The following is a 13,160-nucleotide window of genomic DNA, read 5'->3' as shown; positions in this document are numbered from 1 at the left end:
ATTACAGAACATGTCTCAAAACAATTATAACAGACAAGAAAAACAGCGGAATAACCCGTTTTCACCCAAGCCTTCGGGTAACGGTGGCGGTAATGAACCCAAAAAGGTGAGATTTGGCAGCTATTGGGCATTTATTATCATCCTGGCCATTATGCTGGCCTTGCAATTCCTGAATCCATTTGGTTCTTCGAGCAAAGAGATCAATATTGATGTATTCCAGGCCATGGTTCAAAAAGGCGATGTAGACAAATATGCGATTGTAAACAACCGGAGTGTTGTAAGAGTCTGGATAAAAAAAGACAGTCTTTCCAAATACCAGGAAACCGATAAAGGAAAAGGTGGCAATACCCTGATACCGGCCAACAACGATCCCAACATGTTTTTTGAAATTACCAGCGGGGATAAGTTTGTCGATCAGATGAAAGACTTCTACAAAGATCATCCCCAGGTGGTGCAGCCTCCAAAAACAGTAACGAATGACAGCGATTTTATCGGCCGTTCGATCAGTTTTATTCTTCCGTTCCTTTTATTGATTGGCGTATGGATCTTAATGATGCGCAAAATGGGTGGTGGCGCCGGTGGCGGTGCCGGACCTGGCGGTATTTTTAATATCGGTAAATCCAAGGCCACTCTTTTTGATAAAGGCACCCGGGTAAACATCACTTTTGCAGATGTGGCAGGGCTGGATGAGGCGAAAGTGGAGGTGATGGAAATTGTTGATTTTTTAAGAAATCCAAAAAAATACACGAGTCTTGGTGGTAAAATACCCAAAGGCGCCCTGCTGGTGGGTCCTCCCGGAACCGGTAAAACCCTTTTGGCAAAGGCGATGGCCGGCGAAGCACAGGTACCTTTTTTCAGCCTGAGCGGCTCCGATTTTGTGGAAATGTTTGTTGGCGTAGGTGCCAGCCGGGTACGCGACCTGTTTAAACAGGCCCGTGAAAAAGCCCCCTGTATCATTTTTATTGATGAAATTGACGCCATTGGCCGTGCACGTGGTAAAAATGCCATGATGAGTAATGATGAGCGGGAAAGCACACTGAACCAGATGCTGGTGGAAATGGATGGGTTTGGTACGGATACCGGTATCATTGTACTGGCCGCTACCAACCGCCCGGATGTATTGGATTCTGCATTACTTCGGCCGGGCCGTTTCGACCGTCAGATCACCATCGACCAACCCGACCTGGCCGGCCGTGAAGCGATCTTTAAGGTACATTTAAAAGAGATCAAAACCTCCGAATCGCTGGATATTCATAAACTGGCAGAACAAACGCCCGGTTTTGCGGGGGCAGATATTGCCAACGTTTGTAATGAAGCTGCATTGATCGCAGCCCGTAAAAACAAAAGCGGGGTGGATATGGCCGACTTCCAGGATGCCATTGACCGGGTAATTGGAGGTCTTGAAAAGAAAAACAAAATCATTGCCCCGCACGAGAAGGAAGTAATTGCGTACCATGAAGCAGGACATGCTGTAGCCGGATGGTTCCTGGAGCATGCGTATCCGCTGCTGAAAGTAACCATTGTTCCAAGAGGAACAGCGGCTTTGGGATATGCACAGTACACTCCGAAGGAGCAATACCTTTACCGGACCGAAGACCTGATACATCGTATGTGCATGGCTCTGGGCGGCCGCGTAAGTGAGCAGATCTTTTTTGGAAAAATATCTACCGGTGCCGGAAGCGATCTGGAGAATGTAACACAAATCGCATACTCGATGGTAACTGTGTACGGCATGAGCAAAAAAGTAGGGAATGTGAGTTTCTATAACCCGCATCAGGATACCTCTTTTACAAAACCGTACAGTGAAGAAACGTCCAAACTGATCGATGAGGAAGTACGGGCCATCATTGCCGAATGTTATGACAAAACGGTAGCTCTTTTAACAGAAAAGAAAGAGCAGGTAGAGATCATTGCAAAAGCGCTGCTGGAAAAAGAAGTATTGTTCCAGGCAGATGTGGAAGTCCTGATTGGCAAACGGCCCTTTGAGGAAAAGAAATTGCTGGCGGATGAACCCCCGGTAGTTCCGATTGAACCGGTTCCCGGTGGTGTGCCTCCCACAAGTCCGACAGCGAATTAATCGTTATCATACTTATTGCAAAGCGTTGTTTCACACATGTTGAAACAACGCTTTTTTCTTTTAATGTATTGCACGCTTTAACAAAACGTATTTTATACGTTTGCCGGCATCAAAAACATCTTCCTGAAAGAAGAACAATACAGACGCCGGTAGTTATAAATACACCGGCCCGGATTCTAAAATATTGTATGTAGAATCTGTCAGGTACATCGGCTAATTGACTAAATTCGCACAGTGATCAGATCCTCAAAAGATACCGTACTAAAGAAGATCCGGGAAGCACTGAGCCAGCCAACACCCATCCCTTTTCCCAAAAGTGAGGGACAATCGCTGGTTTTCCAGCCGCTTCACCAGGAACTGGAAATTGAATTTGCAGAACGTTTTACGGCACTCCAGGGGCAATTTGCCTTTTGTTTGAGCCGGAAAGAACTGATCAGCCAGTTTCATGCCCTGTTGTCAAAAACCGGCTGGCAAAAGATCTATTGCCAGGAACCGGAACTGTCTGTGCTGATGGGTCAGCAGCTTGAGATCAGCAGCAACCCGGCAGACCTTGAAGCCTGTGATGTAGCCATCACCAGCTGCGAGTACCTGGTTGCCCGTACAGGAAGCATTGTAATGAGCGCGGCTCAGCTCAGTGGCCGGAGAACCAGCGTTTATGCACCGGTTCATATTTGTATCGCGTACACCAGTCAGCTGGTTTTTGATGTAAAAGATGCGCTGGAAGGATTGAAAGAACGGTACAACGATGCCCTACCCTCCCTGATGACCTTTGCCACCGGCCCCAGCCGTACGGCGGATATTGAAAAGACCCTGGTGGTAGGTGTACATGGCCCGAAAGAAGTATTTGTTTTTTTAATTGACGACATCTCCGAATAGCAACCCCATTATATGCAAAGCAATTACCTGTTTGTGTACGGCTCCCTGTTAAGCGGGTTCAAAAGCCCGGCCTATGAATATATTGCCCGTTATTTTGAATTGGTTGGACCGGCCACGGCATCCGGTACTTTATACGACCTGGGAGCATACCCTGCGGCCCTTCCGGACAGCAGCGGGCGAAAGATCATCGGAGAATTATACAAAATCCGCCATACCCATCAGCTATCGTATGCCATCGCACAGCTGGATGGGTACGAGGGATTGCATCCTGAGGCCGGTGAAACCGCCGACTATAAACGGGAACTTTCGCAGGTCCTTCATAACGATGCGTCTTTTGAAGCCTGGGTATACTGGTTTAATCATGCAATCAATGACAAACCGGTTATTGCATCGGGCGATGTACTCGAATACCTGAACTCCAGGAAATAATATTCCGGAAAAGATGGAGCCATACATCGTTCTGTGAATCGCTACATCCCTTCGGGATTGAGCAAATAATAACAGGTTATTTTAAATAGCGGCACCGGGTCATTCAGCGGCATATCCTTTTTTCCAAAGATCCACCGGGGCATCATTTTTTTGGCGCCTGCCCGGTGTGCTTCTTCCATTATCCACATATTGCTGCAACAGCGCTGTTAACCGCTTTACCACCTCGGGATATGCGGCCTGGACATTGTGCTGTTCCCGGATGTCAGTATCCAGGTCATACAATTGCACAACCGGTAGCCCCCGTTTAAACGCTTCGGCATTTTTCGGTGCTGCCCATCCCCCGGAACCGGGGCATAACTCCAGCTTCCATTTTCCCTGACGGATCGCAAAGTTTCCGTCGATGGAATGATGCACTGTCGCTTCCCGGATCTCACGCGAAGACAGCCCTGTTAAATAAGGTAATATATTATAACTGTCCCCGGCCGCTGCATCCGGCAACGGTTTGCGGAGTATGCCGGCAACCGTTGCCATAAAATCGCTCAGGCAAACGGTATAATTACAGGAAGTGCCGGCACGTACCATACGGGGCCACTTCACCAGGAATGGGATGCGATGCCCACCTTCCCAAATATCTGCTTTATACCCCCGGTACTCAAGACTGGGGTAATGCCCCTGTGCTTCTACATTCCAGGTGTTTAATACATAGGGGGCAAAACCGTTATCACTGGCAAACATGATCAGGGTATTTTCTGCAATTTTTCCTTCATCAACCGCTTTCAATAGCTCACCAACAGCCCAATCGGTTTCCATTACATAATCGCCGTATTCCGTTACACCGCTTTTCCCTTTAAATGCATCCGACGGAACAATGGGGGTATGCGGTGATGGCAAGGTAAAATACAAAAAGAACGGGCGCGGTTCCTTGGATCGGTTATGTATATAGGATACGGCCTTTGAGGTAAGTGCCGGCAAACAATCTACCGCTTCAAAATCAGCAGCGGCAGGCCCTTCCCGCACCCATTTTTTGGTTGTATTGGGAAGACCCACGGTGCGGTCGTTCTCAATAAAAACAAACGGTGGCATATCCAGCGAAGCGGCAATGCCATAAAAATAATCAAAGCCCAATGCGTTGGGACCACCCGTAATACGGCTGCTGTAATCGACCTCCGGTATCTTACCCGGTTTGGTTATCTTCCATCCCAACCCCAGGTGCCATTTGCCAATACAGGCTGTAGCATAACCATTTTGCTGTAAAAAGCGGGCCACTGTCAACCGGGAGGAATCGATCAGCGGTTTACCATAACCATCAATCACTCCCTTGGCCAGTCGGCTACGCCAGGCATACCTTCCGGTTATAATACTGTAACGGGAAGGAGTACATACCGCCGAGGAAGCGTGCACGTCGTCAAAACGCATGCCTTCCTGCCCGATCCTGTCGATATTAGGGGTCTGGATCTTCCCATTTTTGTTGTACAACTTTACATCTCCAATGCCTAAATCATCGGTGAGGATGTAAATGATATTCGGAGCAGCGGCGGCCTGTTGTCGTTTTTGAGCCTGAACCGCCCCGGGCTGCGCCAGCAACAAAACGGGCACCACTGCGCTCCTCAGTAACCGGATAAAAGCTTTCATGGATCCTGATTATATTGTTAAGAGAATGGCATACATTGCGTATATAAAAGTAGGCGTTCCAGACAGGTTATCCTCTTTCTTTTTTACCGATCATTCAGTTATTTTAACCAGAAGGTCATTTCCCCATTGAACTTCCTATCGCCAGAACCTGTAAATGCCCGAAAGGCAGCCTGCCAAAGCAGCAAAAAGTGCCTTGTGTACAAGAAATTTGTTTACAAAAATCCTGTACACAAAAAAGTTGTACACAAAAACGCGGCACCCAGATTTGTGTACAAAAAATCGCCGTCCAAAAAACTGTAAACAAACGATAACCGGCCGGCGTACCTCTATTTGCTCACACCGGACGGTAGCCGGGATAACCGGTTCTTTCCGCTTTAACAATTACCTTTGCGTAAATTTATACATCTCTTGCAAGCAGGTAAACATATCTATTTTCTTTCCGATTTTCACCTGGGGGTTCCTACCTATGAAGACAGCCTGGAACGGGAAAAACTATTGGTCCGGTTCCTTGATGAGATCAAAGACAAAGCCGCTGAGATCTTTATTGTAGGCGACATGTTTGATTTCTGGTATGAGTACCGCCATGTGGTGCCCAAGGGTTATGTGCGCATCCTGGGCAAGCTCGCCGAACTGTCTGACCAGGGCATCCGGCTTCATTTTTTTGTGGGCAATCATGATATGTGGATGAAGGATTATTTTCAGCGGGAATTAAATATGCCCGTTTATTTTGAGCCCAAGGCATTTGAATGGAACGGCAAACAGTTTCTTATCGGCCACGGAGATGGCCTGGGCCCGGGGGATCATGGCTATAAACGGCTGAAGAAAATTTTCCGCAACCCCGTTTGCCAATGGTTATTTGGTGTATTGCCGCCCATGGTCGGGATTGGAACGGCTAACTTCATGAGCCGCAGAAGCCGGGCCAAGACCGGCAGCACGGAGGAAACCTTCCTGGGGGCAGACCGGGAATGGCTGATCACCTATTGCAGGGAACAGTTGCAAAAAAAGCACTACGATTTTTTCATCTTCGGACATCGCCATCTGCCGATCGATTTTCGTCTTACACCAGCCAGCCGCTATATTAACCTGGGCGATTGGATCCGCTTTTTTACATATGCCGTCTTTGATGGAAACGATGTACAACTGATTTCTTACCTGGACAAACAAGAAAAAATAATCCGCAGATGAAATGCCGCTTCGTTCTATTGCCAATTGTTTTATTGCTGTGGGTAACGGTAAACGGCCAGCTTTCTCTTGAAAAGCTCCGAACATTCCCGGGTAATTACGCATCCATGGCGGTAGACAACCTGGAGAATATATATCTCCTGGGAAGCAATAATCAATTAAAAAAGCTAAACGAAAAGGGAGACTCTGTTGCAGTATATAACAATATAAAAAAGCTGGGTGCCGCATCCCTGCTTGACGTATCGAACCCCTTGCGGGTACTTTTATATTATAAGAACTTTGCAACGGTTGTTATGCTAGACCGGTTATTGTCGCCTGTCAACAACATCGATCTCCGCCGTCAGCAGATCTTCAATGCAGAAGCCGTAGGACTTTCCTATGATGGCAAGATCTGGTTATATGACAATATGGAGAATGTATTAAAAAAAGTGGATGAAAATGGCACCATTCTATCCAAAACACCAGATTTCCGGCAGATTTTTAACGAAGCACCTGCCCCCCAGCAGATCATCGACCGCAATAAGCTGATTTATCTTTATGATTCTGCCCGCGGCATTTACACTTTCGATTATTATGGTGCGTATAAAGGCAAGATCGCCATCACCCGCTGGCAGAATCTTCACATCACCGATAAATACATTTACGGCAATGATGCCGGGCGGTTTTACCGTTATACGCTTAACTCCCTCAAATTTGAAGAATGGACCATTCCCGGTGTCATCCAAAATAAACGGCAATATATTTTTGAAGATGGCTTGCTTTATGTACTGGATGCAGAAGGACTTTCTGTTTATTCCTGCCGCTTATAGCATACGTTCCTTTTTCTGATAGTGGCCAATGCATCCGTTTTTTCCGCTGCGACCGGAGGCTTTCTATATATTCCCATACAATCTCAATCAACGACCAGTGGGTCTTAATCTGCGCATTAATTTTTATTTTTGCCGTCATGAACGAATTCTTAAACCAGGTTTACTTCAATAATTCGATACGATCCTATATTGCAGTTGGCACTACGATCCTTGTAGTGCTGTTGTTTAAAAAATACATCGCACACTACCTGGCCCTCGGCATTTTTAAGATACTAAAGATCCGCTGGAAGAACATCGATTTTCCTACTTTTCGTGCACTGGCAGCAAAGCCCCTGGGACTTTTCTTTGCTGTGCTTATCACGGTTACAGCGCTGGACAAATTAAACCTTCCTTCAGAACTGGAGTTTAGTCTTTATAAGATCACCTTCCGGGAACTGTTGCGGATGACCGGCACCTTCTTCATCATTTTTACCTTCTTTCAGTTTATTATAAAAATGATCGATTTTATAATGCTGATGGTGCAGGGAATTTACATGAAGGAGCAAACAGGCCAGGGAACCCACCAGCTGGTTTTCTTTTTTAAGGACCTGATCAAAGTACTGGTTGCCCTTGTTGGGTTACTTTTCATCCTTAAATACACCTTCAACTATAATATTAAAGGCCTGCTTACCGGCCTGAGCATTGTGGGCGCAGCTGTTGCCCTGGCATTAAAGGAAAGCCTGGAAAACCTGATTGCTTCCTTTATCATCTTTTTTGATAAACCCTTTGCCACCGGCGATTCAGTAAAACTCAATTCCGTTTCGGGAGTTGTTGAAAAAATTGGTTTAAGAAGCACGCGTATCCGTTCGGATGACAAGTCGTTTATTACCGTACCGAATAAACAAATGGTAGACAGCGTCCTCGACAACCAATCGAACCGGGTGCAACGCAGGGCCGAACTAAAGCTGGAGGTTTCGGCTTCCACCAGCGCTGGGGCCATTGAACAACTGCTCAGCGGCATTCGCGAAATTCTGAGCGGCGAAGGCGTGCTTTCATCTTCTGCATTTGTAACAAGCATTACCGCCAATGCCATCCTGATCAATTGCGAATATTTTACGGGGGCCAATGCGCGGGAGTTTAGTATGATACGGGAACGCAATACGCTGAAAGTGCTTTCCCTGCTTGAACAGCTGAACATTGCCACGGCTCAGAGTGTAAGCGATATCAAGATCATCCGGGATGAAGCCACCAATGTAGCCACAGAGGCACAGAAGCAATGAATGCGATGATTTTTCCGCTTGGTGAGTGCCGGGTTGGCAATCAGGATGTATTTGGTTAAGAAATCTGTGTTTCAGCGGCATTGCTGCAGCGAATATGAAAAACCGTAGCTTATTTGGCCTTCTTTATAATATCGGCCAGCTCCACATCAAACCTGCCGGTTTCTCCGTATTCTATTACACGGCCCAACTCTGTATCGTGATGATAAACAATAATGGTAGGCACCCGGGTCACATTCAGGTTTTTCGTAATCGCTCCCTTATCCAGCTTGCTGCGGTCAACCGCCAGCAACGACACTTTTCCTTTATCAAAACCAGCGGCCTCCAGTATCTTGTAAAAACGGGGGATCACATAGTGTGAATCCGGACACCAGGTACCCATAAAAACCTTAAACCAGATCTGCTCCCTGTTTTTTTTCACAGTTTTCACCACTTCCGGCCGGGGCTCATAAATCCTTTCTCCTTCTGCAAACCACTTAAGGGTGGTGTCGGCCTTTAGCAGGCTATCTGTAATATGTCCCTTGTATATTTTCTCCTGCCTGCCATTATGATCCTCCATGGCCACCTCATATTGCTGGGCCCGGCTCAGCATTGAAGCACACAATAAAATGCCCGCAAAAAAGATTCTTTTCATAAAACTTACCGGTTTCACTAACAGGGACGTTTAGTTCCCGTAATAACGTTGTACCATCACAAAAAAACAGTCCGTTCTGTTCCAAAAATGAAAAAGGTTCGTGCTTTTACGAACCCCTTTATTATTAGATCCCGGCTTTGAGCTCCAGGAGAAATCCCCTGATCCGCTGCAGCGACTGTACTGCTGCAAATTTCTCATCCGCCTTTTTATGATTCTTCAAATATTCCTTGGCACCCTCAATCGTAAATTTTCTCCGGCGCAGCAGGTCGTAAATCAGGAAAAGATTTTTAACATCCTGCGGCCGGAAAAAGCGATCGCCTTTGCCATTCTTTTTAGGTTTCAAAATATCAAACTCCGACTCCCAGTACCGGATCAGTGAATGGCTTTCTTTAAACATGGCTGTCACTTCACCCATACTATAATAGTGTTTTTTAAACAGCACTTCTTCATCCGGCATTTCTACTGCATCCGCCGCAATGCTGTTTTCCCGCACAGACCTCCGGCCCCGGGTACCCGGCGGACGGCGCTCCGGCAGATCGGCAGCTTTTTCATCAGCCTCATCCTCTTCCAGGTCTTCCTCGCTATCTGCCACCGCTTCCGGTGTTATAACCGCATCTTCAGAGAACTCCTGTTCCTCCGCAACCGCCGTCTCCAGAACTTCCTCCGGAACGGGCTGCGCCTCCTCTTCCGATACCTCCAGCTCAATCGTTGCGGGGGGCCTCAGTATATTCTTTTTAGGCTTGGGTAGTGGTTCCACTTTTTCCACTTCATCCAGAAATGAAAAAGCGCCCTGGGGTTGTGCTGGTTTTGTCATGAGTGGTACAAATCTGGTAATAAACAAAAAATAAAAGTAAACAATGAAATGTTAAGGCATCTCAAAAAATACAGGTTGCCGCAATTTAACCTTTAAACAGGGATCTCCAAAGTATTTTATGCCTTCTTATTCCTATCAAAAAAAGGGCCATCCTGCATTGGCGGGATGACCCATTGGGGTTTCTAGAGTTTAGCTGTTGACTGAATTTCCGATAAGTCAGGACATGTATTTTGATGGTTTGCGTTTTCTGAATACTTTAAAAATGGATTGCATTGTTTATGATGTTTGTTTCCTGTTGATGCAGGAACCCTTGTTTTAATGTGGTGCTGCACTGCAAAGATGCAGCGGCAACCGGTCCGTACCAATGTGATAAATACCCAATTTCAGGGGGATTTTCCCGATTTCGATTACCGTATTTTTACGGATGGTGTTTCTGGCTGATTTTATCAAAAAACGAACACATTCTATTGATATTAAGCCCTTTGCAAATCGATTGTACCTGTATTTGTAAACTTATTTTTTATCATCCGGCATTTGAATATAGATTTATGCTGCCAGATCAAACAATAAAAAACTAAAACCATTTATTATGAAACGATTTCCCTCCTTTTTGCTTTTCCTGGTAATGCTTGCCGGGCTTATTTACCTCTTTTTGGAGAACCGGAAACTGCGGGAAGCGGGCAGCAATGATACCCGTTTTTTTGTATCTGAGGGCAGCGTAAATCCCAAAGATATCAAGCTAACCTTTGTATCGCGAAGCAAGGCGCTGGAAATGACCAAAACATTCCGGGATTTTCAATACCAGTTTATCACGGAAGGGCTCAACCGGTACCTGGGCAATCAGCCCGATAGTACACAAAAAACTACTTTCTGGGATTCTAGGCTGACCACCTTTTCACTGGACAGCATTAAAAAACTGGTATATACCATGGATGAATTGGTACGGAGCGGAAAACTGGTAAAACCCGATGGCACAAAAGTAACCAGCTCCGAACTGGGTATCAAGTTCTATGATGCAGCGTATCCGGGCCTGCAACCCAAAAGTACCGACAACCTCAGTCTTAAAGGCCGGCATACACTGATCCTGGTGCCCGCTTACAAGGATCTGGCAACAGCGCAGTATCATGATTTTCTTCCTTCCGGTGAAATCCCTGACAGGGGAAAACAATTGCATACCCTGTTTGCCGCCACCCCCAACCGCAGATTGGTAACGACGATGAGCTTTCTTCCGCAGCCGCAGGAAAGCGATATAGATGTTGGTTTAAACCAGGGCGGCGCCTGTCCTCCTCCCCGGATAGAGTAATATTAAACCCATTCTAATTTCACAATTGATGACCTCATTCCATATCCTGATCCTTTTAGAATGGGCCAGTTTTTTAGCAGGGCTGTTTTTTCTGAAAAAAACCGGCCGTGAGGGTGCGCCGATCGTCGCATTCCTGGCGGCCGTCGTCATTGCTGAAACTGCGGTATACTTCGCACGCATTTTTTTACCTGATGCCACATTGGCCAATCTCACCAATCTATGGTACAACTGCATGCTTCCGGTACAATGCATCAGCCTCCTGCTATTTTTTTACCGGAAAACGGGACTGGTGTACTGGAAGCATGCCATCAAAGGCTTTATAAGCATGGTACTTTTTATAACCCTGCTACAGTTCTTTGCAAGTGATCCTTACCGGTTCAATATCTTTAATTATACCCTTGAGGCCATTTTTATTTCGGCTTGCAGTCTTCATTATTTATTTGAGCTGATGAACAGTGAGGAAATAGAGGAAGTAACCCGGGATCCGTTTATGTATGTTTCGATCGGGCTGCTTTTGTTTTACCTGGGCACCCTTCCGTTTAATATTACCAAGCTTTCGCTGTTTGATACATATCCCCGGCTCTTTTATATTTACTACTACCTGTTCTTTGCTTTCAATTATTTTTTATATGGTATTATAACTTTTGGATTCCTATGGGCGAAAAAGAGATAAATGTTTTTTTTCTTTCGGTGATTCTGACCGTATTACTGCTGGTAATGGCTGTGTACTTTATCATTATCAGCATTCGCCGGCGCAATATCCTTTATAAAAGGGAGCGGGAGGCCAATGCCATCCTGCATAAACAGGAGCTATTGGAAACACGGCAGGAAGTACAGCAAAGGCTGATGCAGAATATTGGTAGTGAGCTGCACGACACCATCGGACAAAAACTGACACTTACGTATCTTCAGATGGAGAACACCCTGTTATCGGATGATATGGATGACATTAAGCGGAGGATCTCGGCTCAGAATGTGCTGATCCAGGAGTCGCTGAACGAATTGCGCAGCATCAGCAAAATGCTGACCACCCAGAACTTTGCAGATTTCAGCTTTGTACATTACCTTGAAAAAGAAATGGCGCGTATTAATGAAAGCGGGCTTTGTCAAACGTTCTTCTCCTGCAACCGGGATATCTCCGGCCTGCTGAATGAGCATGCCAACCTTTCGATTGTGCGCATCTGCCAGGAATTTATCCAGAACAGTTTAAAGCACAGTGGAGGAACCGCCATTGAAATTAAAGTTGTATTAGCCGGCTCTGTGCTTAAAATTGCCTGTGCCGATAATGGCAAGGGCATCGACCGGGAACAGGCAGCAGCCTACCGTATTGGCGGAGGCAGCGGGTTGCAGTCTATCGAACGAAGGATCCAGAGCATGGGCGCCGCTTTTCAATGGAGCAGCAACAATGGTACTCAATTACACATTTCATTACCTTTAAACAAAATACCCGACCATGAGGCATAGTATTGTCATTGTTGATGATCACGTACTGATTGCACAGGCCTTGTCTACAATGATCAGCTCCATCCCCAATTTTGATGTGCTATATGTATGCAGCAGCGGCAATGAAATGATGGAACGGTTTCATCAGCCCAAAAACATTCCGGATGTGGTGATACTGGATGTACAGATGCCGGTAATGGATGGATACGCAGTAGCTAAATGGCTGACGGAACACCATCCGGGCGTAATTGTGCTGGCCCTGAGTATGCAGGATGATGATGAAAAAATTATCAAGATGATCCGCTCCGGAGCCAAAGGTTATTTACTAAAAAGTATTCAGCAAAAGGACCTGGCCCATGCCCTTAATACCATTGTAAAAGAAGGCATTTTTTACAATGCCAAGGTAAGTAAGGCGCTGGCAAATGATTATATCAAAAAAGAGGTAACACAGCAGGAACTAAGCCCCAAAGAACGGGAACTGATCCCCTGGCTTTGTTCTGATGCCACCTACAAGGAAATTGCGGCCTCAATTTTCCTGAGTGCCCGTACCGTGGAAAGCTATGCCACCAGCATTATGGAAAAGCTGGAGGTACGCAACCGCGTAGGGCTCGTGTTGGTCGCTGTAAAAAAAGGATGGGTTTGATCAACACTGACGGAAGCCATCAGCGGTCAGCTATCAATGCCATTTACAAGCGATAATTCCCC

13 protein-coding genes are annotated in these 13,160 nt (G+C 46.2%); 10 read left to right on the top strand and 3 right to left on the bottom strand.

Annotated elements, in window-relative coordinates:
- Positions 1-10: 10 nt before the first annotated feature.
- The 3 genes from ftsH (at position 11) to Q1V85_RS11875 (ending at position 3,382) form a co-directional block, all read left to right on the top strand.
- Positions 11-2,077 carry an ATP-dependent zinc metalloprotease FtsH gene (ftsH, locus tag Q1V85_RS11885; RefSeq protein ID WP_300600171.1) on the top strand — a complete coding sequence of 689 codons (2,067 nt, stop codon included), beginning with the start codon at positions 11-13 and terminating at the stop codon, positions 2,075-2,077.
- Positions 2,078-2,311: 234 nt separating this feature from the next.
- Entirely contained in the window at positions 2,312-2,953 is a 642-nt protein-coding gene (locus Q1V85_RS11880) for an LUD domain-containing protein (RefSeq protein WP_300600169.1), read from the top strand.
- A gap of 12 nt (positions 2,954-2,965) precedes the next feature.
- The gene (locus Q1V85_RS11875) at positions 2,966-3,382 is read left to right on the top strand and encodes a gamma-glutamylcyclotransferase family protein (protein WP_300600166.1); all 417 of its coding nucleotides are present in this window, start codon (positions 2,966-2,968) and stop codon (positions 3,380-3,382) included.
- Positions 3,383-3,481: 99 nt separating this feature from the next.
- Here Q1V85_RS11875 and Q1V85_RS11870 read toward each other — a convergent pair whose 3' ends face one another.
- On the bottom strand, positions 3,482-5,014 hold the full coding sequence (locus Q1V85_RS11870) for an arylsulfatase (protein ID WP_300600165.1): 1,533 nt from the start codon (positions 5,012-5,014) through the stop codon (positions 3,482-3,484).
- 408 nt (positions 5,015-5,422) lie between these two features.
- Here Q1V85_RS11870 and Q1V85_RS11865 point away from each other — a divergent pair, with 408 nt between their 5' ends.
- The 3 genes from Q1V85_RS11865 (at position 5,423) to Q1V85_RS11855 (ending at position 8,264) form a co-directional block, all read left to right on the top strand.
- Positions 5,423-6,199 carry a UDP-2,3-diacylglucosamine diphosphatase gene (locus Q1V85_RS11865; RefSeq protein ID WP_300600163.1) on the top strand — a complete coding sequence of 259 codons (777 nt, stop codon included), beginning with the start codon at positions 5,423-5,425 and terminating at the stop codon, positions 6,197-6,199.
- The gene (locus Q1V85_RS11860; RefSeq protein ID WP_300600161.1) at positions 6,196-7,005 is read left to right on the top strand and encodes a hypothetical protein; all 810 of its coding nucleotides are present in this window, start codon (positions 6,196-6,198) and stop codon (positions 7,003-7,005) included. Before Q1V85_RS11865 ends, Q1V85_RS11860 begins: the two co-directional genes overlap by 4 nt.
- Positions 7,006-7,142: 137 nt before the next feature.
- Positions 7,143-8,264, top strand: a complete 1,122-nt coding sequence (locus Q1V85_RS11855) for a mechanosensitive ion channel domain-containing protein (RefSeq protein ID WP_300600159.1) — start codon at positions 7,143-7,145, stop codon at positions 8,262-8,264.
- A 109-nt stretch (positions 8,265-8,373) separates the two neighbouring features.
- Here Q1V85_RS11855 and Q1V85_RS11850 read toward each other — a convergent pair whose 3' ends face one another.
- Together Q1V85_RS11850 and Q1V85_RS11845 are read right to left on the bottom strand one after the other, a co-directional pair.
- On the bottom strand, positions 8,374-8,895 hold the full coding sequence (locus tag Q1V85_RS11850; protein ID WP_300600158.1) for a thioredoxin family protein: 522 nt from the start codon (positions 8,893-8,895) through the stop codon (positions 8,374-8,376).
- 124 nt (positions 8,896-9,019) lie between these two features.
- Positions 9,020-9,709, bottom strand: a complete 690-nt coding sequence (locus Q1V85_RS11845; protein ID WP_300600156.1) for a MerR family transcriptional regulator — start codon at positions 9,707-9,709, stop codon at positions 9,020-9,022.
- 589 nt (positions 9,710-10,298) lie between these two features.
- Between Q1V85_RS11845 and Q1V85_RS11840 the strand changes: the two genes are divergently transcribed.
- Genes Q1V85_RS11840 through Q1V85_RS11825 form a run of 4 tightly spaced genes read left to right on the top strand, consistent with a single transcriptional unit; the run spans position 10,299 to position 13,098 of the window.
- The gene (locus Q1V85_RS11840) at positions 10,299-11,012 is read left to right on the top strand and encodes a hypothetical protein (RefSeq protein WP_300600154.1); all 714 of its coding nucleotides are present in this window, start codon (positions 10,299-10,301) and stop codon (positions 11,010-11,012) included.
- Positions 11,013-11,040: 28 nt separating this feature from the next.
- On the top strand, positions 11,041-11,685 hold the full coding sequence (locus Q1V85_RS11835; protein WP_300600153.1) for a hypothetical protein: 645 nt from the start codon (positions 11,041-11,043) through the stop codon (positions 11,683-11,685).
- Positions 11,667-12,476, top strand: coding sequence for an ATP-binding protein (locus Q1V85_RS11830; protein ID WP_300600151.1), 810 nt, complete (start codon positions 11,667-11,669; stop codon positions 12,474-12,476). The genes Q1V85_RS11835 and Q1V85_RS11830 overlap by 19 nt, the downstream gene beginning before the upstream one ends.
- A complete protein-coding gene (locus Q1V85_RS11825) occupies positions 12,466-13,098 on the top strand; it encodes a response regulator transcription factor (RefSeq protein WP_300600149.1) in 633 nt (210 codons plus the stop codon). Before Q1V85_RS11830 ends, Q1V85_RS11825 begins: the two co-directional genes overlap by 11 nt.
- Positions 13,099-13,160 lie beyond the last annotated feature (62 nt).

The sequence above is a fragment of the Niabella sp. genome (assembly GCF_030150205.1).
Taxonomy (GTDB): Bacteria; Bacteroidota; Bacteroidia; order Chitinophagales; family Chitinophagaceae; genus Niabella.
The sequence above is the reverse complement of the archived record's forward strand: the minus strand, read 5'-3'. Positions and strand labels throughout refer to the sequence as shown.